Origin of the sequence: Streptomyces sp. CA2R106, from assembly GCF_037034245.1 — a bacterium.
GTDB lineage: Bacteria > Actinomycetota > Actinomycetes > Streptomycetales > Streptomycetaceae > Actinacidiphila.
Window position 1 is genome coordinate 317373 of the sequence record NZ_JBAGKC010000007.1, and the last position, 21586, is coordinate 338958.

The window sequence follows — 21586 nt, forward strand, 5'->3', positions numbered from 1 at the left end:
GTCAGCGCGGTGCTCCAGCGCAACGGGCGGCACCGCTCCCCCACGGCTCCTCCCGCGCCGCCCGGTCCGGGCAGGAGCGCTCCGGCGGACGGCCGGCGCGGGCCGCGGCACCTCAACTGCCGGACGCGGCCACGGCGCCGGCGGTCGCGGCGTCCTGGCGCTGCCACAGGGAGAGCACCACGAGGCCGGCGAAGACCTGCGCGGGCAAGGGTACGGAGCCGAGTTCGGCGGTCACGCCCCGACCGGGGCGGATACGGGTGAACGTGCCCAGGTCCCGCCCCTGGTGCACGAGCCGCCACGGCCGGCGGAACCGCGAGACCCGCTCCAGACGGTATGCGGCACCGTCGCAGACCACCTCCCACGTCCGCCCGGCGCGGTGGGCCGAGGCCCGGACACCCTCGGCTGCCCGCAGTTCGTAGGACCGGCCCCATCGGGCGACATGGAACTCCGAGGTCTCCCCCGCCAGTTCGAGCGGCCCGCCGGAGCGTCTGCCGCGCCGCCGCCAGTGCCCCACCGCGACGCCGTCGAGGACGATCTCGTGGTCACGGCTCCATCCGTGCTTCTGCGTGATCTCCAGCATGGCCCGCCCGCCCGGTCTGGTCACGCCCTCGGTCGAGGGCCTACCCCGAGCCTGCCCGGACCGGCGCGGCACACCCATGCCCGCTCCGTTTCCCCCGCGCCCCCGCCCCGCCCGGTGGTGTCCGCACCGACGTGCCCCGACCGCGCACCGCCGCGCGAGGAGCCGTTCCGGGTTCCGGCCGTCCATGTGACCACCGTGGAGGTCAACGGCACCATCGCCAACCTGTTCTTCCGCGAGTACCACGGGACGGACTGGGTGGGCTTCGAGGCGTATCCGGCCGCGGCGGGCTCAGCGGTGTACGAGGAGCTCGTCCGGCAGCGCCGGCAGCCCGGGGGCAACTGGCGGGCGTGAACCCGCCGCCACCGGACCGCGGAGGGCGGCGCCACCGCGCTGCTCACGCGCTGGGCGCGCCGAGCAGTGCGGGGAACGTCACCCCGGTGAGTTCCTCGGAGACGGCCCACAGGCGCTGCTGGGCGGCCGCGTCGTAGGAGTCGGCGCTCGAGGCGACGGGCCTAGGGTAGCCGCGGATCTCCCCGCGTCCGCCCGGGCCGTAGTACTGCCCGCCGGCGGCCTCGGGGTCGGTGGCGGCGCGCAGGGTCGGGAGCGCGCCCATCTCGGGCTTCTGGGTGAGCAGCGGCGCGAGCCAGGTGACGGGCATCCGCAGCGGCGCGGGCGTGTTGCGGACGAGTTCGGTGTTGGACACGCCGGGGTGCGCGGCCACCGCGACGGTGGTGCCGTGCGGTGCGAGCCGGCGCTGAAGTTCGTAGGTGAACATCAGGTTGGCCAGCTTGGACTGGCCGTATGCGCCGATGCGGCTGTACGAGCGCTCCCACTGCAGGTCGTCGAAGTGGACGGCGGCCCGGATGCGGTGGCCGGTGCTGCTGACCGTCACGACGCGGGAGCCGGGGACGGGCAGCAGCCGGTCCAGCAGCAGGCCGGTGAGGGCGAAGTGGCCGAGGTGGTTGGTGCCGAACTGCAGCTCGAAGCCGTCGGCGGTGGTCCGCCGCGGGGTGTACATCACGCCCGCGTTGTTGACGAGCAGGTCGATGCGCGGGTGGGCCGCGCGCAGGTCGGCCGCCGCGGAGCGGACCGACTCCAGGGACGTCAGGTCCAGGGCCTGGACGGTGACAGGGCCCATGGCAGCGGCGGTGGCGCCCGCGGCGATGCGGGCCGCCGCCTGCCTGCCCTTCTCGACGTCGCGGACGGCCAGGACCACCGCCGCCCCGCGCTCCGCGAGCATCCGGGCGGTCTCGAAGCCCAGCCCGGTGTTGGCACCGGTCACGACCGCCACCCGGCCGCGCTGGTCGGGGATGTCCCGCTCGGTCCAGTTGTCACCCATGGCGCACTCCTAAAGAACCAGTGGTCTGTTACCACCGCCAACGTAAGAGACCGCCGGTCTCATGTCAAGAGACCGGCGGTCTGCAAGCTAGGCTGAGGACGTGACCTTTCAGCGGGCGAGGAGCGAGGAGCAGCGGGAGATCCGCCGCCGGGCGATCCTGGACACGGCGGCGGCAATGCTGGACGAGATGCCCGTCGCCGAGGTGAGCCTCAATGAGCTCAGCCGGCGGGTGGGCCTGGCCAAGTCGAACGTCCTGCGCTACTTCGAGTCGCGCGAGGCGGTGCTGCTCGAACTGCTCGACGACTTCATGGGCCGCTGGCTTGCCGAGCTGGCCGGCGAGCTGGCCGCGGGCATCGAGGCGGACGCCGCACCGGACGCACGGGCCGGCCGGCTGGCCGAGATCCTCAGCCGGTCACTGGCCGACCGGAAAGTGCTGTGCGACCTCTTCGGCGCCCAGGGCGGCGTCCTGGAGCACAACGTGTCGGTCGAGGTCGTCAAGCGGCACAAGCGGTCCTCCCTCGCGCGGCTCGCGGACATGACCGCACTCGTCCGCCGCCACGTGCCCGAACTCGGCGACGACACCCAGCTGTTCTGCCTGATGGGCCTGGTCTCGGCGGGCGCCCTGGCGGCCTACGTCCCGCCGCCCCCCAGCCTCCTCGCCGCTTACGCGGAGGAACCCGCGCTCGGCGTGCTCCACCTGGAACTGCGCGACGCCCTGCGGGCCTCCTTCACCTCCGCGCTCCTGGGCATCCTGCCGCGCACCTGACCCCCGCCCCGCGCCGCACCCGTTCGGCCCCCCGGTCCGGGGGAAGAGGGAGGTGGTACGGCCTCCCCGTCAGCTGGTCAGGGCCGTTTCCGGGTCCTGCCGGCGGCGCAGCCACTGCGCCCGGGTGATCTCGTACCGTACGCCGCCGTGCTCGGCGCCCTCCACCGCCGCCATGCTCGCAGGCGTGGGGAGGGCCCCCGCGAGGGTCATGCCGACCTTCTCCATGACCGCGCGCGACCCGCGGTTGACGGTCATCGTCTCGCCCCACACCATGCGCAGCCCCAGCGCGGTGAACCCCTTGTGCAGCAAGCCCCGCGAGCCCTCGGTGGCGTATCCCCGGCCCCAGGCCGGCTGCCGCAGCCGGTAGCCGAGTTCGGCCTCCTCCCGCGGGCCGTCCGGCTCGGGGCGCAGGCAGAACCAGCCGACGAACGCCCCGCCGTCGCGCTCGTACGCGGCGAACAGGCCGAGTTCGCCGCCCCACTTCGCGTAGCCGTCGACGATCGACGGCAGGTGCCGTGCGCGCACGGCCTCCGGCGCGGTCGCCTCGCCCCCGGTCAGGTAGCGCATCACCGCGGGGTCGCTGTCCAGCTCGATCAGCAGGTCGGCGTCGTCCGCGGTGAAACGGCGCAACGCGAGGCGCTCGGTCTCCAGATACGTCTCCACGTGGCGGATGATGCACGGTCCGGGCGGGGGCGCTCAACCGCGTTTCGGTATCGGCGCGGTGGCGCCGGTGAGGGTGTCGTCGAGTTGTGCGGCGAGGCGGGGGTGGCCGTCGGCCAGGTGGGGGCGGGCGGCGGTCAGGGGGGCGAGGAGGGCGGCGGGGTCGTCCTGGGCGAGGGCCTCGTCGAGCCGGCCGAGGGGGAGCCGGGCCGCGGCCGGGAGGTCGGTCAGCGCGCTGATCCGCCCGGCGATGCGGCGCAGCTCCGCGGCATTGCGCCGGGCCCAGACGCCGGTGGCGCGGTCGGCGGCGCGGCGGTCGCGGGTGGCCTGGACGCGCTGCTCCCCGGTGGCGCCGGCCGGCCCGGGGCGGTTGCGCAGGTAGCGGCGCTCGGCGGCCTGGCGGCTGGCGACGCCGAGCGGGTGGGCGAGGTCGGCCCAGCTGGCGCCGGCGCCGCGGGCGGTCTCGATCAGGCCGGTCTCCCACCCGGCGAGCTCTTCCCTGACCTGGCGCAGCAGGAGGAGGGAGGCCAGGGCCTGTTCCGGGCCCGTGCCCTGCCAGGAGGCGGCGGACGCCTCGTCCTGGGCGGTGCGCAGCGCGTCACGGATGGCCTCCAGGGCCGCGGCGGCGGCGAGGAAGGAGGCGGGGCCCTGCTCGTCGGCGGGCGGGGGCGGTTGGTCGGTCTCCGGCATGGGCGCTTCTCCCTGTGGTCCCTGTGTCATCGGCGCGTCATCCTTTCGACGACACCACGTTTGTCATCCATTGGATGACATGGTACAACGGAATCGTTGAAGCGCATTGGCAGGTACTGCCCGAACCTTCTGGAGGTGTTTCGCGATGTTGATGCGCACCGACCCGTTCCGCGAACTCGACCGGCTCGCCCAGCAGCTGACCGCCCCGGGTACCTGGTCCCGCCCCTCCGCGATGGCGATGGACGCCTACCGCGAAGGCGATGAGTACGTGGTGTCCTTCGACCTGCCGGGCGTGAGCGCCGAGGCGATCGACATCGACGTCGAGCGGAACATGCTGACGGTCAGGGCCGAGCGCCGGCCCACCTCGAAGAGCGACGACGTGAAGATGGACCTCTCCGAGCGTCCGCTGGGCGTCTTCTCCCGCCAGATCGTGCTGGCCGACACCCTGGACACCGAGCGCATCCAGGCGGACTACGAGGCCGGGGTGCTGACGCTGCGCATCCCGATCGCCGAGCGGGCCAAGCCGCGCAAGGTCGCTGTCGGCGACGGCTCCCGCAAGCAGATCGCCGGCTGAGGCCGGGTCCGCCGCCAGCGGCGGCGGCCGAACGGCGGAGGACGGGCCGACGGGCGCACGGCCCCCGTCGGCCCGTCCTCCGCCCCGCCGCGCCATCCCCCTTCACCACGGGACCACGGGACCACCCCGCCCCCCACCACCCCATCACCGCAGAAAGGCACGCACAGCAGTGATGTCCGACCGGCATGCACCGCTCCCCCACGACTCGTCCGCGACGATGACGTACGACCAGATGCTGGAGCGGGTCCGCTACGAGGGCGCCTATCCCACGCGGGAGCGCGCCGAGCAGGCCGTCCGCCTCGTCCTGTCCGGGCTCGGCCGCCAGGTGACCGGCGACGAGCGCGTCGAACTGGCCGCCCGCCTGCCCTTCGAGGCCGCCCGCGTCCTCAGCAACCAGGTACCCGACCTCCACCCCCTGACCGGGTGGGGGTTCGTCAAGGACCTGGCCACCCGCGCGGGCGCGAGCCCGGCCACCACCCGCTGGGACACCGGTTCCGTACTGTCCACCGTCGCCGACCTCGCCGGCCCGGACCTCCTCACCCGCATCCTGCGCCAACTCCCGGGCGGCTACGCCCTCCTCTTCGGCCGCGCCGAACTCACCCCCCTCACCCCGGCCGCCTGACCGCCCACCCGCTCCCCGGCCCCGGCCTCTCCCGGGGCCCCGGGTGGGCGCGGGGCGGGCCGTGGCGCATCCCCGCGACCCCGGGGCATGCCTAGGACAGCGAGCTCGATGTGCAAACGGGCGCCACCCGACTGCTCTCGTCGACACGCCCGACCTCGTACTTCTGGGTCGCTCACGAACGTCGGCCGGTAGGCGGCGAGTTGCGATGGCCTACTGGCGGGCGCCCTCGAACGACTTCCAGCGCCCTTCGGAGACCACTTCCACGGCGCCGTCTACCACCTTGATAGCGGTCTGCTCGTCGATCGCATACGCGGGGCCCCCGATACCGGCCGCCCACCGTTCCGCCGCAGCCGTCGTGTTCTCCGGACAGGCCGGGTGATCCAGGTGCGGGAAGATCGAGAAATCCACCACCCCCAGCGCGCTGTCGCCGCCGGCGGGCGGCTTCCAGCCCACGAAGTCCTCGCCGACACGGGGCGTCATCACCATGCTCCCGGCGCTGAGTCCCACGTAGACCGTGTCGGGCAGCGACGGCAGGAGTTCGGCCAGCCCGGACTGCTGCATCCAGTGGCACAGGTACAGCGCGTCACCACCGTTGACCAGCAGGACGTCGGCCGCCTGGACCCAGGAGACCCAGAGCGCTTCCTCGATGCTGGGCAGCGCGGTGAGTTCCAGCACGCCCACCGACTTCCACCCCAGTGCGGTCATCGGGTTCGCAGATCGTCCACTGATGAATCGCCATGGTCCGCCCGGATCGGCGCCGGGGCCCGCATACCCCGCGGTGGGGATGCACAGGGCGCTGGACTCGGCAACCGGCTTACCCAGCAGGCCGACCAGCGCATCCTGGATGCTCTCGTTCGTGATGCCGGAGTCGGTGAGGAGAAGCTTCATCATGTCCTTCCCGAAGTGCTGACCACGCGCGTCGGCAACCAGCCGTTCGCCAACACGTCACAGGCGCCACCATGTCATGGCCGCACCCGGACCATGCACACGCCGGACCTCGGCATGGCTGAGGCCGAGTTGGCGCAGGGTGGCCACCAACTCCAGTCGCGCCGCTCCGGCCGGGTCATAGAGCCGGTGCCCGCCCGCGCTGCGCGGGGCAGGGGGCGCTGCTCGGGTGGGGCGGTTGCCGGGCGCAAGCCCTTGACCAGAGCTTCGCGGGTCTTTAAAGTCCTCGCACCTCACGAGGTACATCGATTAACCAATCGTTAACCGCCTGGTTGGAGACCCACGCTGTGCGCTCATCGCTGACCCGGCGCGGTTTGCTCGCCGCCGGCTCCGGTCTGGCTGCGGCTGCCGCCCTGCCCGCTCTGTCCGGTTGTTCGTCGCTGTTCGCGTCGGACTCCGATCCGGACACCCTCGTCGTCCACACCCAGCTCGGCACCACCGCCACGGGCTCGCCGACCTACCTGGCCGCCGTGGACCGCTTCCGCAGGCAGAACCCGGGGATCAAGGTGAAGAACCTGATCAACGGGGACGACCTGGGCCAGGTCTACGAGACCTCGCGCCTGGCCCGCAAGGAAGCCGACGTCGTCATGGTCAACCTGTACGACAAGACGCTGACCTGGACCGACGTCGACGCCACCGTGGACGTCAAGGGCTACCTCGACGACTGGGGGCTGCGCGACCGGGTGCTGCCCGCGGCGCTGTCGGCGTGGACGGACGACAAGGGGCGGCTGCGGGCGTTCCCGTACTTCGCCACGAACTGGCCGGTCGCCTACAACCGGGCGCTGCTCGACAAGGCGGGCGTGGACGCGGTACCCACCACCGGGGACGAGTTGATGGCCGCGGCCAGGAAGCTGCGGGCCAAGGGCATCGCCCCGGTGACGGTCGGCGGCAACGACTGGACCGGGCAGAAGCTGCTGGCGCAGATCATCCAGACGTTCCTGACCGAGGACGAGGCGCGGCACGCGTACTCCACCGGCGACTTCGGCAGCCGGGGCGCCCGCGCGGGCATCGAGTACTTCACGATGCTGCGGGACGCGGGCGTCTTCGCCGACAAGGCGCAGGGGCTGACCTCGGACATCATGTCGACGCAGTACAACACGCAGGCGGCCGCCGCGCAGTCGGCGATGTCGTCCGCGCTGGCGAAGGTCCCGGCGGACGTCGCGCGGCACACGGAGGTGGGCGGCTGGCCGCTGGCCGAGGGCGCGGCGCACGACCGGCCGACGATCATCAGGGCGTTCACCCTGATCGGCTTCTGGATCAGCCCGAACGGCGTCCGCAAGATCGGGCACGTCGAGAAGTTCCTGCGGTTCATGTACAGCGCCGACACGGTCTCGCGGTTCGTGACCGAGGCGGGGCGGGACATGGCGGTGCGTACGGACACCGTGAGCAAGGGCTTCCCACTGGTGGCCGCCGCGCAGCGGCTCGGCTCCACGGTGAGCGAGGTGCTGCTGCCCGACGTGTTCGTGCCGCCGGCCGCCACCCAGCCGCTGATCACCGCGACCAGCACCTCCTTCACGCGCGGGACGAGCCCGGCGAAGGTGCGTGCCGCGCTCGAGTCCGCGTACCGGTCCGCATGAACCGCCGCACCGCAGGCCCCGCCACCGCCCGCGCCCACCCCGGCACACGCCCCGGCGCCCACCCCGGCCCACTCCGCGGCCCCTGCGCCCACCCCCGTCCCCGCTCCGCCGACCCGACCCCGGGAGTCACCGCATGACGACGCTGACGACGACACCGGACGGCGGTGCCTCCACCCGCCGACCCCGCCGACGGGTCCCGGCCCCCGCCTCCCCCGGGCGCCGCACGCCCCGGCAGGGCGGCACCGTGCTCGCCGTGCCGGCGCTGCTCTGGTACCTGGTCTTCATGGTCGGGCCGATGCTCGCGATCTTCGTCATCGCGGCCCTGCGCTGGCCGGGCATGCTCCAGCCGGTCTCCTTCGCCGGGTTCGGCAACGTCCGCACCGTCGTGCACGACCCGACGTTCTGGGACGCGGTGTCCAACACCGCGATCCAACTGGCGGTCGCGGTCCCGGTGATGATCGTGTGCGCGTACATGCTCGGCTACTACGTGGCCCAGCGCCCGCCCGGGCACCGCGTCATCCGCTACCTGCTCTTCATCCCGGGGCTGATATCGACCCCGGCGAAGGCGATGGTCTTCTACGCGGCGCTGTCGCCGGACGGCCTGCTCAACGGGGCGCTGAAGGACGTCGGGCTGGGGTCGCTGACGGACGCCTGGCTGGCGTCGCCCTCGACGGCGCTGGCCTGCCTGATCGCGCTGGACATCTGGGGCGGCATCGGTTTCACCGCGGTGCTCTTCGCGGCCCGGCTGAGCAGCGTGCCGGACGAGCTGGGCGAGGCCGCGCAGTTGGACGGGGCCGGGCACTGGCGGACGATGTGGACGATCCACTTCCCGGTGATCCGCGACTACGTGGGCGTCGTGACGATGCTCCAGTTCCTGTGGACGCTCTTCGGCTCCGCGCAGCACGTGCTGCTGCTGACGCAGGGCGGGCCGGGGACGTCGTCCACGACGCTGTCCTTCCTCGTCTACCAGAAGGCGTTCATCGCCTCGGACCTCGGCTACAGCCAGACCGTCGGGGTGTTCCTGTTCCTGACCGGGCTGGTCGGGCTGCTGGCCATCCGCCGCGTCTTCCGCCAGACCTACTGATCGGACCTGAGCCATGAAGTTCGGCAAGCGCTGGCTCCCGGCGCACATCCTGGTGTGGACGTACGCGGTGCTGCTCGTCGTCCCGCTGTACTACTTCCTCGCGTCGGCGTTCAAGAGCAACGACGCCATCTTCGCCCATCCGTTCGCGCTGCCGAAGTCGCTGGGGCTGCACAACTTCACCACCGCGTACCGGACGGGCCACCTGGGGCTGGCGGTGGCCAACTCCGGCCTGGTGACGCTCTTCGCGCTGGCGCTGACGCTGCTGCTGGCGGTGCCCGCGGCGTTCGCGCTGGCCCGTTCCACCGGCCGGGCGGCCGGGGTGATCGAGAAGGTGTTCTCGCTCGGGTTCCTGATCCCCACCTTCGCCGCGCTGTTCCCGACGTTCCTGCTGGCGGCGGCCACCGGGCTGTTCCACACCCGCACGTTCATGGTGCTGTTCCTGCCGGCGACCGCGCTGCCGCTGTCGGTGGTGGTGCTGGTGCAGTTCATGCGGACCATCCCGCCGGAGATGGAGGAGGCCGCCCGGCTGGACGGGGCGTCCACGTTCGCGGTGCTGCGGCACATCTACACGCCGATGTGCCTGCCGGGCATCGCGACGGTGCTGCTGCTGAACTTCCTGACGTTCTGGAACGAGTACCTGTACTCGCTGGTGATCATCGGCCCCGACCCCTCGCAGCGCACCGTGCAGGTGGCGCTGCCCACGCTCCAGTCGATCACCGGCACCGACTACGGCGTGCTGACCGCGGGCACCGTCCTGACGCTCATACCGGTGTGGGTGGTGTACACCGTCCTACAGCGGCGGATGCAGCAGGCGCTGGTCAGCGGCGCGGTGAAGATGTGACCGCGCCCACCGGACGGGCGCCGCGGCGGCCGACCATCAAGGCAGTGGCCGCCGCGGCCGGGGTGTCCACGGCCGCGGTCTCCCAGGCGTTCAACCACAAGGGCCGGCTGTCCGAGCCGACCCGGCGCCGTATCCTCGCCGCGGCCGCGGAGCTGGGCTGGTCGCCCAGCGCCCCTGCGGCGGCGCTGCGCAACGCGCGCACCCGCAGCCTCGCCCTGGTCGTGCGCCGCCCCACCGACGTGCTGGGCGCCGACCCGCACTTCAGCGAGCTGATCACCGGTATCGAGGGCGAACTCGCGCCGCGCGGCTACGGCCTGCTGCTGCACCTGGTCAGCGGGCTGCGCGAGGAGAACGCGCTGTACGAGCGGCTGGCCGCCGAGGGCCGGGTGGACGGCGCGGTGCTGACCGACGCCCGCGACGAGGACGCCCGCCCGGCGCTGCTGGCGCGGCTGCGGCTGCCCGCGGTGCTGCTCGGGTCCCCCGACGACACGGCCGTGGTGCCGCGGGTGGGGTTGAGCGACCAGGGGGTGGGGGTCGCGGCAGCGGTCGAGCACCTGCTGGGCCTGGGGCACCGGCGGGTCGCCTATGTGGCGGGGCCGCCCGAGCTCCAGCACACCCGGCTGCGCCGGGCCGCCTTCGAGCAGTCGCTGACCGCCGCGGGGCTGCGGCCGTTCGCGGTGCTGCACACCGACTTCAGCGAGCGGATGGCGGTCGGCGCGACCGAGGCGCTGCTTCGCGCCCACGACCGGCCGACGGCCGTCGTCTACGCCAACGACTCGATGGCCGTGTGCGGCATCGGCACCGCGCAGCGGGCCGGGCTGCGCGTGCCGGCGGACCTGTCGGTCGTCGGCTACGACAACCTGCCGCTGGGCAGTTGGCTGCACCCGCGGCTGACCACCGTCGACCAGCAGGTGCAGCAGGTGGGCGCGGCGGCCGCCCGGCTGCTGCTGTCGCTGTGCGGCGAGGACGTCGAGGGGACGGCCCTGACCGGACTGCCCCGCCTGGTGGTCCGCGCGTCCACCGGCCCGGCCCCCGGCCGCCCCGCCTGAGCCCGCACCACCGCACCACCGCACCACCGCACCACCGCTCCACCCGATCCCGAACACCCCGAGAAGGACCATGCGACGCCACAGCGCCCAGCTCACCCACCAGCCCGACGTCCTGCCCTGGCTCGGCGCCAACTTCTGGTCCCGCACCGGCGGTCCGCTGATGTGGCGGGACTACGACCCGAAGACCGTGCGCGAGGAGCTGCGGGTCCTGGCCGAGCACGGACTGAACACGACCCGCTCCTTCTTCTACTGGCCGGACTTCCACCCCGAGCCGCACCGGATCGACGAGGAGTGCTGCGCCCGCTTCGAGGACTTCCTCGACGCGCACCGGGAGGCGGGCATGGGCACCGTGCCCACCTTCATCGTCGGCCACATGTCCGGGGAGAACTGGGACCCGGTCTGGCGCGGCGGCCGCGACCTGTACGAGGACGTGTGGATGGTCGGCCGGCAGGCGTGGTTCGTGTCGCGGATGGCGCGGCGCTTCAAGGACCACCCGGCGGTCACCGGCTGGCTGATCACCAACGAGATGCCCGGCTACGGCCGGATCTACCAGGTCGACCCGCCGTCCTCGGACGTGGTGACCGCGTGGGCGCAGGCGATGTGCAACGCGGTGCGGGCCACCGGCGCCACCCAGCCGGTGTCGCTGGGCGACGGGGCCTGGGGCATCGAGGTGACCGGCCGGGACAACGGGTTCTCGCTGCGGGAGACCGCCGAGTACGTGGACTTCGTCGGCCCGCACGTGTACCGCTCCGACACCGACCGGCCGCGGCAGCACTACCGCGCGGCCTTCGAGTGCGAGTTGGCGGCGGTGACCGGGCAGCCGGTGGTCCTGGAGGAGTTCGGGCTGTCCACGGACGCGGTCTCGGCGCGCAACGCGGGCCACTACTACCGGCAGACCCTGCACAACTCGCTGCTGGGCGGCGCGACGGGCTGGATGGCCTGGAACAACACCGACTACGACGGCCTGTGGGACCGTTCGCCCTACGACCACCACCCGTTCGAGATGCACTTCGGCATCACGGACGCGACGGGCGCGCCGAAGGAGCCGCTGCGGGAGCTGGCCGCGTTCGCCGGCGTGCTCAAGGCGGTGGACTTCGCGCGCTGCTCCCGCGCCGACGCCGACGCCGCCTTCGTGGTGCCGGCGTTCCTGGAGCGCGGCTACCCCTACAGCCGGCCCGCCGACCGGCCGCTGATCTTCACCTCGCTGCACCAGGGCTACGTCACCGCGCGCGCCGCCGACCTGGCGGTGGGCTTCCTGCGGGAGGCCGACCAGCTGCCCGGGCAGGCCGCGCTGTACCTGCTGCCCGCCACCCGGCAGCTGACCACCCGCACCCGCCGGGAGCTGGCCGCCCGGGCCGAGGCGGGCGCGACGGTCTACCTGTCCTTCTGCTCCGGGGAGCACCCGGCGACCCGCGGCCCGTGGTTCGACGACCTGGACGGGCTGTTCGGGGTGGAGCTCCAGCTGTCCTACGGGGTGGCCGAGCCGATCGAGGACGCCGTGCTGGAGATGACGTTCACCGAGCCGTTCGGGGACCTTCCGGCGGGCGAGGTGCTGCGCTTCCCGGTCGCCGGCAACGAGGACAGCCGCGCCTACCTGCCGGTGGAGCCGCGTACCGGCCGGGTGGTGGCGGTGGACGCGCACGGCCGCCCGGCGCTGGTCGTCCGCGAGATCGGCGCGGGCCGTACGGTGCTGGCCACCTACCCGCTGGAGCACATGGCGGCCCGCACCGCGCACGCCAACCCCGAGGACACCCACCGGCTGTACGCGGCGCTGGCGCGGGTGGCGGGCGTGCGGCGGCCGGTGACCGTGGCCGACCCGCGGGTCAGCGCGGACGTGCTGGTGCACGAGGACGGCCGCCGGTTCGTGTGGCTGGTCAGCCAGAGCGCCGAGCCGCTGACGGTGCGCCCGGCCGCCGAGGGCACCCTGCACGGCCTGCACGACGGCGCGGCCGTGGCGGACGTGGCGCTGGACGCGTACGGGGTCGCCGTGCTGGAGCTGCGGTGACGCGCCCCGGCCCGCGCTACCTCGACCCGGCCGCGCCGGTCCCCGAGCGGGTGCGCGACCTGCTGGACCGGATGACGCTCGCGGAGAAGGTCGGCCAGGTCAACCAGCGGATGTACGGCTGGGACGCCTACGAGCGGGCCGGCGGCGGGCACCGGCTGACGGCCGCGTTCCGCGCCGAGGTCGCCGCCTTCGGCGGGATGGGCGCGCTGTACGGGTTGCAGCGGGCCGACCCCTGGTCCGGGGTCGGCTTCGACGACGGGCTCGACGCGGCCGCGGGCGCGGCGATGGCCGAGCAGGTGCAGCGGCACGTGCGGGAGCACACCCGGCTGGGCATCCCGGTGCTGCTGGTGGAGGAGATGCCGCACGGCCACCAGGCCCTGGACGGCAGCGTGCTGCCGGTCAACCTCGCGGTGGGCGCGACCTTCGACCCGGAGCTGTACGCGCAGGCGGCGGCAGCGGCGGGCGCCGAACTGCGGTCCCGGGGCGCTCACCTGGCGCTGGTGTCCGCGCTGGACCTGGTGCGCGACCCGCGCTGGGGGCGCGCCGAGGAGTGCTTCGGGGAGGACCCGCACCTGGCCGCCCGGCTGACCGAGGCGCTGGTGGACGGGACCGGGCGGGCCGGGGTCGGCGTGGTGCTGAAGCACTTCGCCGGGCAGGGCGCGACGCTCGGCGGGCGCAACAGCGCGGCGACGGAGCTGGGCGCGCGCGAGCTGCACGAGATCCATCTCGTGGCGGCGCGGGCCGGGGTGGCGGCCGGTGCGAGCGGGGTGATGGCGGCGTACAACGAGTTCGACGGGCTGCCGTGCGTCGCCAGCCGCTACCTGCTCACCGAAGTCCTGCGGGAGCGCTGGGCGTTCGAGGGGGTCGTGATGGCCGACGGCGGGGCCGTCGACCGGCTGGTGCGGCTGACCGGGGACCCGGTGGCGGCCGCGTCGCTCGCGCTGGACGCCGGCTGCGACCTGAGCCTGTGGGACGCCTGCTTCGCGCGGCTCGGCGAGGCGGTGGAGCAAGGGCTCGTGGCGCAGGCCGCGTTGGACGCGGCGGTGGCGCGGGTGCTGACGCTGAAGTTCCGGCTCGGGCTGTTCGAGCAGGCGGGTGCGCCGGCCGGCGGCACGTCCGCCGGCGCGGGCCCGTACGCCGCCGGGCCGCTTCAGTCGGCCGCTGAGGTGGGCGAGCGGATCGCCCGGGCGTCGCTCACGTTGCTGGCGCACGACGGCGCCGTCCTCCCGCTGTCCCCGGCCACCGGCCGGATCGCGGTGCTCGGCCCGAACGCGGACCGCGTCGAGCAGCAGATCGGAGACTACACCGCGCCGCAGCGGCCGGGCAGCGGCATCACGGTCCTCCAGGGCGTCCGTGCGGCGGCCGCGCCCGGCACCGAGGTGAGCTACGCGCGCGGCTGCGCCCTGGTCGGGGACGACGTCTCCGAGGTGCCCGAAGCCGCAGCGCTCGCCGCGGGCGCGGACGTGGCCGTGCTGGTGCTGGGCGGCTCCAGCGCCCGGTCCGCCGGCACCGCCTTCGACGACAACGGCGCGGCCGTGGTCTCCTCCGGCGCCGCCCCCGGGATGACCTGCGGCGAGGGCGTCGACCTCGCGGACCTGGCGCTGCCGGCCGGCCAACTGGCGCTGCTGGACGCGGTGTCGGCGACGGGCACGCCGGTCGTGGTGGTCCTGGTCCAGGGCCGTCCGCACGCGCTGCCCGACCTCGACGGCCGGGCCGCCGCCGTGCTGAGCGCCTGGTACCCCGGGCCGCGCGGCGGGCGGGCGGTCGCCGAGGTGCTCTTCGGCGTCCACGAGCCGCGCGGGCGGCTGCCGGTGTCCGTCCCCCGCTCGGCGGCCCAACTCCCGGTCTTCTACAACGGCAAGGACCACCGCTACCGCGGCTACGTCGACCAGACCCATCTGCCCCGCTACCCGTTCGGGCACGGCCTGTCCTACACGGAGGTCCACTACGGTCCGCCGCGGCTGTCGTGCGGCAGCGTCGGGGCCGACGCGCCGACGCTGACCTGCCGGGTCACCGTCCGCAACGTCGGCAGCCGCCCGGCCGACGAGACCGTCCAGCTCTACCTGCGCCGGCTGACCGGGGGCTCGTCCTGGCCGCGGGTGCGCGAACTGCGGGCCTTCACACGGGTGTTGCTCGCACCGGGCGCCGAGGGCGAGGCGGTCTTCGAGGTCGGCGCGGACACCCTGGCCTCGCTCGACCGCAGCCTCACCTGGCGGGTGGAGCCCGGCACCGTGTCCCTGGAGACCGGGCCCTGCGCCACCCGTACGCAGGGCGCCTCCCTGGAGATCACCGCGCCCCGGCCTTGAGGACCGTGCCGGCGGCCGGACGTATTGACGCGTGCATGCCGTGTGGCTAATTTCGATGAGCGCTCCCCCCACGGCACACCTCCACCGCACCGCCTCGGCCGCCTGCGATCCGACAACGTTGCCAAGCGGCCTCCGCACCACCGCCCCACCCCTCCGTTCCGGACACCGCTCGCGGGGAGAGCGCTTTCCGGTGCGGGCCGGCGGCCCCTGCCCAAGGGCCGCCGGCCCCCGCCGGTTTCCCCCACCACCCTCACACGAGCAGGTGAGACATGAAGAGATACGCCCAGTGGGTGCTGGCGCTGGCCGCGGCGGCCGGACTGGCCGCCGCGTCGCCGGCCTCGGCCCACGCCCTGGCCGCGCCGGCCGGCGCGTCCGGCCAGGCGACAACCGCCCAGGCGACGACCGGCCAGACGACGGGCAGCCAGGTGACGACCGACCACGCGTGTTCCAAGCCGCTGCACCCCGGCGCCCCGGTCTGCTACGCGCTGGTCCGCACCGACATCGAGGCGCTCCACGACAACGCGCTGTCGCCGCACGCGACGCCGTCCGGCTACAGCCCCTCCGACCTCCAGCAGGCGTACAACCTCGCCTCGGCCGCGGCCTCGAAGGGCGGCGGCGCCACCGTGGCCGTCACCGAACTGGCCGACAACCCCAACCTCGAGTCGGACCTGGCGACCTACCGCGCCCAGTACGGGCTGCCCGCGTGCACCACGGCCAACGGCTGCTTCCGCAAGGTCAACGGCAGCGGCCAGCAGAGCAACTACCCCAGCGGAGACACCGGGTGGGGCGTCGAGGCGTCCCTCGACGTCGACATGGTCTCCGCGGTGTGCCCGCTGTGCCACATCCTGGTGATCGAGTCCGGCGACCTGGAGGCGGCGCAGAACCTCGCCGTGTCCCTCGGCGCCGATTTCATCTCCAACAGCTGGGGCACCGGCGACGGTTCGGGCGACGCGGGCGCCGACGCGGACTTCAACCACGCCGGGGTGGTGGACGTCGCCAGCTCCGGTGACGGCGGCTACGGCGTGAGCTACCCCGCCACCTCCAAGTACGTCGTCGCCGCCGGCGGCACCACCTTGAACCGGAACTCCGGGACCACGCGCGGCTGGTCGGAAACGGCGTGGTCCGGCTCCGGCGCGGGCTGCTCGTCCTGGGAGTCCAAGCCGACCTGGCAGACCGACACCGGGTGCGGCGGCAACCGGACCGTCGCCGACGTCTCCGCGGTCGCCGACCCCGCCACCGGCGTGGCCGTCTACGACACCTACGGCGAGGGCGGCTGGTTCGTGGTCGGCGGCACCAGCGCCTCCTCCCCGATCATCGCCGCCACCTACGCGCTGGCCGGGGCGCCCAGCACCTCCGCGGCGTCCGTCCTCTACAGCCACGCGGGCGCGCTCAACGACGTGACGTCCGGCTCCGACGGCTCGTGCAGCACCTCCTACCTGTGCAACGCGACCACCGGCTACGACGGCCCCACCGGCCTCGGCACGCCCAACGGCCTCGGCGCGTTCAACGGCAGCGGCAGCGCCACCGCGACCGGCCCGATCACCGCCGGCGTCGCCTCCTCGCTGTGCGTGGACGACCGCTCCTCGAACACCGCGAACTTCAACCCGATCCAGATCTGGAACTGCAACGGCAGCGCTGCCCAGCAGTGGACCGTCGCGTCCGGCAACACCCTCCAGGTGCTGGGCAAGTGCCTGGACGTGAACAACGCCGGCACCACGTCCGGCACCACCGTCGACCTCTACGACTGCAACGGCACCGTCGCGCAGGTCTGGCAGCCGCAGTCCAACGGGTCCCTGCTCAATCCGCACTCCGGCCTGTGCCTGGACGACCCCAGCAGCTCCACCTCCGAGGGCACCCAGCTCCAGATCTGGACCTGCAACGGCACCTCCGCCCAGGTCTGGCACCTCCCCTCCTGATCCGCGGGCACCGTACGGCGCCGCCCCGCTCCTCGTGGAGGGGCGGGGCGGCGCCGGTGAGCGGCGGCGGGCGGCGGGCGGTCAGGAAGCGAGGCTGGCGGGCAGCTCGCGGCGGTGGCGTATGTTGAGTTTGCGGTAGGCGCGGGTGAGGTGCTGCTCGACGGTGCTGACGGTGACGAAGAGCTTGTCGGATATCTCGCGGTTGGTGTGGCCGCGGGCGGCCAGCGAGCAGACCCGCAGCTCCGCCTCGGACAGCACGTTGGCGACCACGTCGTCGGCCGGGGGCAGGCTGCGCGGCTGCTCCGCCGGGACCGCGCCGACGGACTTCGGCATCAGCGAGGAGCACAGCCCTTCGGCGCCGCACTCCCCGGCCATCCGCCACGCCTGCCGGACCAGCAGCCGGGCCTGCGCGGCTGCGCCCTGCCGCTGGTGGGTGCGGCACAGCTCGACCAGGGTCAGCGCCAACTCGTAGTCGTCGCCCGCGGACTGGAGCATGTCCACGGCGCTGCCCAGGAGTTGGGCCTGCTGCGCGACCGGCCGGGTGGTGGCCTGGACCCGCAGCGCGACCCCGAGGGTGCGGCGCTGGCCGCGCCGCACCAGCGCCAGGTGCTCGTCGGCGAGCCGGCTCGCGCGCTCCCGCTGCCCGCGCTGGAGCCACACCTCGACCGCGCCGGTCCGCCACGGCGCCAGCGTCGGCGAGTCCAGGTCCCACGCCTGGGCCTTCTCCCCGCACTGGACGAAGTCCGCGAGCGCCGCGTCGTGGTAGCCGGTGGCCAGGTAGTGGCGGCCGCGCGCGTACAGGTAGTGCAGCCCGAAACGGGTCCCGAACAGGCCCGGCGGGACCGGGGTGTTGACCAGTTCGGCGCTGGCCGCGTGGTCGCCCATCGCGGTCCTGGCCTCGATCGCGGTGGCCAGCGGCATGCCGATCTCCACGCCCCACGCCTCCACCGACATGCTGCGCAGCGCGGCCTCGGCCGACTCCGCGGCGCTGCGCAGCGCGCCCCGGCGCAGCGCGATCAGCGCCCGCGTCGAGGTGAACTGGGCGTGCCAGGTCGGGGCGTGGCGCTCGGTCGCGGCCGTCCGCAGCCGGCCGCACCAGACGGCCGCCGACTCCAGCCGGTCGGCGTATACCAGGGCGGCCATCGCGGAGTTGAGCGAGCTGATGGTGTCGTCCTCGACCTGGAGGTGCTGGAGCACCCGCTCCGCCTCGGCGACCAGCACGTCGTCGGCGCCGCGGGTCAGCACCGCCCACAGCGTGTGGATCGCGGACAGCCGGGGGCGGCCGATCTGGTGCGAGGGCGGGGGCCGGTGCCGCCCGGCCGGCAGGTCGCCGACCAGTTGCTGGTGCACCCCGGGGTAGGTGAACGCCAGCCACAGCCGGGTCACGTCCAGTTCCAGCGCGAGCGGCCGCGCCGGGACCGGCTGCTGTGCCGGTACGCGGCCCTGCGCCGTCGCGGGCGCCGCGGGGGCGTGGTGCTGGGCAGCGGCACGGTGCGGCGCCGGACCGGGTGCCTGCGCCGCGGGTGCCTGCGCCGCCGGACCGGGGGCGGCGGCCTCGGCGTACAGCGGCGCCATGATCTCGACGGCGTCGGCGACCCGGCCCTGCACCAGCAGCCGGTTCGCGACCTTCAGCCGCAGCGCGCCCGGCAGGTCCCCGCTCCTGGCCGGCCCCACCAGCGACAGCATGATCCGCGCGGCGGCCTCGGGCTGGTCGCGCCACTTGATCCGCGCCAGGTTCGCCTTGATGACATGGCTCTTGCGCCGGTCGTGGCAGCAGTTGTCGGCCAGTTGCAGGCACTGCTCCGCCAGCGCGACCCGGTCCTCGCGCAGCGCCTGGTCGGCCGCGTCCATCAAGAACCGCGGCGCCCACTCGTCCTCCACCGCGCCCGCCGCTATCAGGTGCTGGGCGACCACGATGACGGGCGCGCCGTCGTTGCGCAGCAGCCCGGCGACGCGGTGGTGCAGCCGGGCCCGGTCGGTGGCCGACATGTTGTCCAGGACCGCCGAGCGGATCGCCGGGTGCCGGAAGCGCAGCCCCTCGATCAGCCGGGACTCGGTGAGGATCTTCATCGCCGCGTCGACCTCGCACTTCTCCAGCCCGACGAGCTGGGCGAGCAGCCTCGGCGAACCGGCGCCGTTGGCGATCGCCAGCCCGCGGGCCACCCGCAGGCCGTGCAGGCCGCTGCGGCGGGTGCAGGCCACCGACGCCTCGCGGAACAGGTCCGCGGCGACCTGGTGGTAGCCGGTCTCGGGGTGTGCCGGGCGGGCGGTGTGGTCGCTGACCAGGGCCTGGGCGAGCAGCGGATTGCCACCGCTCATCGCGTAGAAGCCGGGCGCGTACTGCTCGGCTGCGGCCGGCCCGAACCGGTCCGCTATCAGGTGGGCCATGCCCTCCTCGTCGAACGCGCCCAGCCGTACGTGGGCCACGCCCGGCCGGCAGGCCAGCTCGGCGAGTATCCCCGCGCAGGGGGCCGCCCCGGACGGGCCGAGGGTGAGCAGGATCGCCACCGGGTTGCGGCGGCAGCGCCGGATGAGGTGCAGCAGGCACGCCAGCGACTCGGCGTCGACGTGCTGGATGTCATCGACGCACAGCACCACCGGCTGCCGCGCGCCGAGTTCGGCGAGCAGCCCGTGGAGGGCCTGTAAGGTCTGGGCGGCCCCTGCCGCCGGCCGCAGGTGCGCGGTCTCCTCCTGCTCCTCCCGGGCTCGTTGGAGCTGGGCCTGCATGTCGGCGCCGGTACCGGCGAGTTCGGCGCTCTGGAAGAGCTGCTCCACCACCGCGTACGGAATCGCGCTCTCGACGACGGACCCGACTGCGCCGAGCACCATGTACCCGCGGGCCGCGGCTCTGGCCGCCACGGCCTCCAGCAGTGTGGTCTTCCCGAAGCCCACCGCTCCGCTGATGACACCCGTCGCGCCGTTCCCCTCGGCGCATCGGTCCAGCAGCTCGGTCAGCTGATCGAGGCATTGGTCGCGCTCCAGCATGTTACTGGGAACCCCTCTGTTGGTCGTTGCGGCGTCTCGCAAGGGTTCTTGCGCCACCCGGCGTCCGGACGCCTGTGACGCATGTGAGTTCCTGATGCTGATGGAGAGCCTGCCGAGCCCAGCTCAAAGACGGGTCAAGATCCGCGCAAGACCGGGCGGGCGGGGGGGGCGCCGGGGCGCAACGGCGTAGGGGCGGGGACCCGGCGTGCGCCCGGGTCCCCGCCGATCGGGGCGGAGCCGGCAGGTCAGTCCGCGGAGACCTGGTCGGCGCGTACGTCGTCGGTGGATACGTCGTCGGTGGATACGCCGTCGGTGGATACGCCATCGGCAGGTGCGAAGGGGGCGGGTACGCAGGCGGCCTGGGTGGTCACCTCCGCGAGCCAGTCGCGTACGGCGGCCGCCGTGGACGCCGCGAACTGCCGGTCCATGATGCTGAAGTGGTCCCCCGGCACGTCGATGACCTGCGATGCCGCCACCGGGGTCTGCCAGCCGGCGCCGTGGCCGTCCTCGGCCACCACCGGCTCACTGGCGCGGACCAGGCACGACGGCACCGCCAGCCCCCGCGCCTCCCAGTCGAGCAGCAACTCGCCGCAGATCCAGGCCGAGGCGGTGATCTCCTCCAGCCGGAACCCCTCGTCGGCCTGACGCCGGTCCAGCGCACGGGCCCGCTCCAGCCCGACCCGGGCCATCTCGTTCTTCCAGCGCTTCAGCACCGGGCTGTTCATCGGGTACGAGTCGAGCAGCACCACGGCCAGCGGGTCACGGCCCCGCCGCTGCAACTCCCGGGCGATCTCGTGGGCGAGCACGCCGCCGGAGGAGAGCCCGGCCAGCGCGAACGGGCCGTCCCCGACGTACTCCTGCACCGCGTCGGCCAGCGTCGCGATCAGCACCTCGCCGCTCTCCGGCAGCGGGGTGTCCGCCGCGAACCCGGGCGCCACCAGCGCCGACACCTTCCAGTCGGCGGCCAGTTCGGCCGCGAACCGGTTGTACGTCTGCGGCCCGTTCAGCGCCAGCGGCGGGCAGACGCAGACCAGGTGCGGGCCGCTCTCCCCCGCCGACAGCCGCACCGGCACCGGCCGCCGCGCCTCCCGCTCGGCGTGGCCGTAACGGGGGCGCAGCCGCGCCGCGCTGAGTGCGAACGCGTCGCCGAGGTCGGCCCGGCCGCTCTCCAGCGCCCCGAGGTAGAGGTCCTGCATCGGGTCCCTCGGCGCGGGTGTCTCGGCCGCCGCCGCGGCGGACGGGCCGCCGATGCCGCCGAACTTCGTCCCCAGGAAACCGGCCAGGGTGGCGGCGTCCGGGTGGTCGAAGACGAGCGTGGCGGGCAGCGGCAGACCGGTGGCCGCCTGGAGGCGGTTGCGCAGGTCGACGGAGGTCAGCGAGTCGAAGCCCAACTCGCGGAACTCCTTCGTCACGTCCAGCCCGTCGCCCGGCGCATGGCCCAGGACGAGGGCCACGTGGTCGGCGACGAGCCGCAGCAGGTACGCGTCCCGCGCCGCCGCATCGGGCAGCTCGGCCAACCGGCGGGCCAGGTCGGCCGGTTCGGCGTGGTGGCTCCCGGCGGCGCGGCGGGCGGGCTGCCCGGCGAGGGTGCGCCACAGCGGGGGGAGGTCGTTGCGGGTGCGGAGGGCGCCGAGGTCCAGCCGGGTG

General features: G+C 74.0%; 18 protein-coding genes and 1 pseudogene. 11 read left to right on the forward strand and 8 right to left on the reverse strand.

Annotation, left to right across the window (positions count from 1 at the left end; all coding sequences use genetic code 11):
- Nucleotides 1–112: 112 nt before the first annotated feature.
- On the reverse strand, nucleotides 113–604 hold the full coding sequence (locus WA788_RS13855) for a hypothetical protein (protein ID WP_335976880.1): 492 nt from the start codon (nucleotides 602–604) through the stop codon (nucleotides 113–115).
- A gap of 93 nt (nucleotides 605–697) precedes the next feature.
- Here WA788_RS13855 and WA788_RS13860 point away from each other — a divergent pair, with 93 nt between their 5' ends.
- Entirely contained in the window at nucleotides 698–931 is a 234-nt protein-coding gene (locus tag WA788_RS13860; RefSeq protein ID WP_335976882.1) for a hypothetical protein, read from the forward strand.
- Between the two features lie 43 nt (nucleotides 932–974).
- Here WA788_RS13860 and WA788_RS13865 read toward each other — a convergent pair whose 3' ends face one another.
- Nucleotides 975–1919: an SDR family NAD(P)-dependent oxidoreductase gene (locus WA788_RS13865; RefSeq protein ID WP_335976883.1), complete on the reverse strand. Its 945-nt coding sequence runs from the start codon at nucleotides 1917–1919 to the stop codon at nucleotides 975–977.
- Nucleotides 1920–2019: 100 nt separating this feature from the next.
- Between WA788_RS13865 and WA788_RS13870 the strand changes: the two genes are divergently transcribed.
- Nucleotides 2020–2685, forward strand: a complete 666-nt coding sequence (locus WA788_RS13870; RefSeq protein WP_335976885.1) for a TetR/AcrR family transcriptional regulator — start codon at nucleotides 2020–2022, stop codon at nucleotides 2683–2685.
- 69 nt (nucleotides 2686–2754) lie between these two features.
- On the opposite strand, the gene WA788_RS13875 is transcribed toward WA788_RS13870, so the two are convergent.
- Both WA788_RS13875 and WA788_RS13880 read right to left on the reverse strand, forming a co-directional pair.
- On the reverse strand, nucleotides 2755–3348 hold the full coding sequence (locus tag WA788_RS13875) for a GNAT family N-acetyltransferase (protein ID WP_335976886.1): 594 nt from the start codon (nucleotides 3346–3348) through the stop codon (nucleotides 2755–2757).
- 33 nt (nucleotides 3349–3381) lie between these two features.
- Nucleotides 3382–4035, reverse strand: coding sequence for a type III effector protein (locus WA788_RS13880; RefSeq protein WP_335976888.1), 654 nt, complete (start codon nucleotides 4033–4035; stop codon nucleotides 3382–3384).
- Between the two features lie 145 nt (nucleotides 4036–4180).
- Between WA788_RS13880 and WA788_RS13885 the strand changes: the two genes are divergently transcribed.
- A complete protein-coding gene (locus WA788_RS13885) occupies nucleotides 4181–4609 on the forward strand; it encodes an Hsp20/alpha crystallin family protein (RefSeq protein WP_335976890.1) in 429 nt (142 codons plus the stop codon).
- Between the two features lie 172 nt (nucleotides 4610–4781).
- Nucleotides 4782–5231: a DUF2267 domain-containing protein gene (locus tag WA788_RS13890; RefSeq protein ID WP_335976892.1), complete on the forward strand. Its 450-nt coding sequence runs from the start codon at nucleotides 4782–4784 to the stop codon at nucleotides 5229–5231.
- Nucleotides 5232–5441: 210 nt separating this feature from the next.
- On the opposite strand, the gene WA788_RS13895 is transcribed toward WA788_RS13890, so the two are convergent.
- Both WA788_RS13895 and WA788_RS13900 read right to left on the reverse strand, forming a co-directional pair.
- On the reverse strand, nucleotides 5442–6119 hold the full coding sequence (locus WA788_RS13895) for a Type 1 glutamine amidotransferase-like domain-containing protein (RefSeq protein WP_443034026.1): 678 nt from the start codon (nucleotides 6117–6119) through the stop codon (nucleotides 5442–5444).
- 96 nt (nucleotides 6120–6215) lie between these two features.
- Nucleotides 6216–6341: pseudogene (locus WA788_RS13900) on the reverse strand (MerR family transcriptional regulator); the annotation flags it as partial.
- Between the two features lie 122 nt (nucleotides 6342–6463).
- On the opposite strand from WA788_RS13900, the gene WA788_RS13905 reads away from it, so the two are divergent.
- From WA788_RS13905 to WA788_RS13935, 7 genes are all read left to right on the forward strand, one after another.
- Nucleotides 6464–7753 carry an ABC transporter substrate-binding protein gene (locus WA788_RS13905; protein WP_335976896.1) on the forward strand — a complete coding sequence of 430 codons (1290 nt, stop codon included), beginning with the start codon at nucleotides 6464–6466 and terminating at the stop codon, nucleotides 7751–7753.
- A 133-nt stretch (nucleotides 7754–7886) separates the two neighbouring features.
- Nucleotides 7887–8837: a carbohydrate ABC transporter permease gene (locus tag WA788_RS13910; protein WP_335976898.1), complete on the forward strand. Its 951-nt coding sequence runs from the start codon at nucleotides 7887–7889 to the stop codon at nucleotides 8835–8837.
- A gap of 13 nt (nucleotides 8838–8850) precedes the next feature.
- Entirely contained in the window at nucleotides 8851–9678 is an 828-nt protein-coding gene (locus tag WA788_RS13915; RefSeq protein ID WP_335976900.1) for a carbohydrate ABC transporter permease, read from the forward strand.
- Nucleotides 9675–10727 (forward strand): LacI family DNA-binding transcriptional regulator, encoded by a 1053-nt coding sequence (locus WA788_RS13920; protein WP_335976902.1) that lies wholly within the window; start codon nucleotides 9675–9677, stop codon nucleotides 10725–10727. The genes WA788_RS13915 and WA788_RS13920 overlap by 4 nt, the downstream gene beginning before the upstream one ends.
- A 70-nt stretch (nucleotides 10728–10797) precedes the next feature.
- Entirely contained in the window at nucleotides 10798–12732 is a 1935-nt protein-coding gene (locus WA788_RS13925) for a glycoside hydrolase 5 family protein (RefSeq protein ID WP_335976903.1), read from the forward strand.
- Nucleotides 12733–12803: 71 nt separating this feature from the next.
- Nucleotides 12804–15038: a glycoside hydrolase family 3 N-terminal domain-containing protein gene (locus WA788_RS13930; protein ID WP_443034027.1), complete on the forward strand. Its 2235-nt coding sequence runs from the start codon at nucleotides 12804–12806 to the stop codon at nucleotides 15036–15038.
- Nucleotides 15039–15307: 269 nt separating this feature from the next.
- A complete protein-coding gene (locus tag WA788_RS13935; RefSeq protein WP_335976906.1) occupies nucleotides 15308–16954 on the forward strand; it encodes a ricin-type beta-trefoil lectin domain protein in 1647 nt (548 codons plus the stop codon).
- Between the two features lie 81 nt (nucleotides 16955–17035).
- Here WA788_RS13935 and WA788_RS13940 read toward each other — a convergent pair whose 3' ends face one another.
- Both WA788_RS13940 and WA788_RS13945 read right to left on the reverse strand, forming a co-directional pair.
- Entirely contained in the window at nucleotides 17036–19939 is a 2904-nt protein-coding gene (locus tag WA788_RS13940; RefSeq protein ID WP_335976907.1) for a helix-turn-helix transcriptional regulator, read from the reverse strand.
- A gap of 245 nt (nucleotides 19940–20184) precedes the next feature.
- On the reverse strand, nucleotides 20185–21586 hold a 1402-nt coding region (locus WA788_RS13945; RefSeq protein ID WP_335976909.1), incomplete at its 5' end, for a thioesterase domain-containing protein.

Bases quoted from the DNA above. Each gene is read 5' to 3' on its own strand.
- WA788_RS13865 (WP_335976883.1), bottom strand. From the start codon at position 1,919: ATGGGTGACAACTGGACCGAGCGGGACATCCCCGACCAGCGCGGCCGG.
- WA788_RS13880 (WP_335976888.1), bottom strand. From the start codon at position 4,035: ATGCCGGAGACCGACCAACCGCCCCCGCCCGCCGACGAGCAGGGCCCC.
- WA788_RS13885 (WP_335976890.1), top strand. From the start codon at position 4,181: ATGTTGATGCGCACCGACCCGTTCCGCGAACTCGACCGGCTCGCCCAG.
- WA788_RS13890 (WP_335976892.1), top strand. From the start codon at position 4,782: ATGTCCGACCGGCATGCACCGCTCCCCCACGACTCGTCCGCGACGATG.
- WA788_RS13895 (WP_443034026.1), bottom strand. From the start codon at position 6,119: ATGAAGCTTCTCCTCACCGACTCCGGCATCACGAACGAGAGCATCCAG.
- WA788_RS13910 (WP_335976898.1), top strand. From the start codon at position 7,887: ATGACGACGCTGACGACGACACCGGACGGCGGTGCCTCCACCCGCCGA.
- WA788_RS13915 (WP_335976900.1), top strand. From the start codon at position 8,851: ATGAAGTTCGGCAAGCGCTGGCTCCCGGCGCACATCCTGGTGTGGACG.
- WA788_RS13925 (WP_335976903.1), top strand. From the start codon at position 10,798: ATGCGACGCCACAGCGCCCAGCTCACCCACCAGCCCGACGTCCTGCCC.
- WA788_RS13930 (WP_443034027.1), top strand. From the start codon at position 12,804: ATGACGCTCGCGGAGAAGGTCGGCCAGGTCAACCAGCGGATGTACGGC.
- WA788_RS13935 (WP_335976906.1), top strand. From the start codon at position 15,308: ATGAAGAGATACGCCCAGTGGGTGCTGGCGCTGGCCGCGGCGGCCGGA.
- WA788_RS13940 (WP_335976907.1), bottom strand. From the start codon at position 19,939: ATGCTGGAGCGCGACCAATGCCTCGATCAGCTGACCGAGCTGCTGGAC.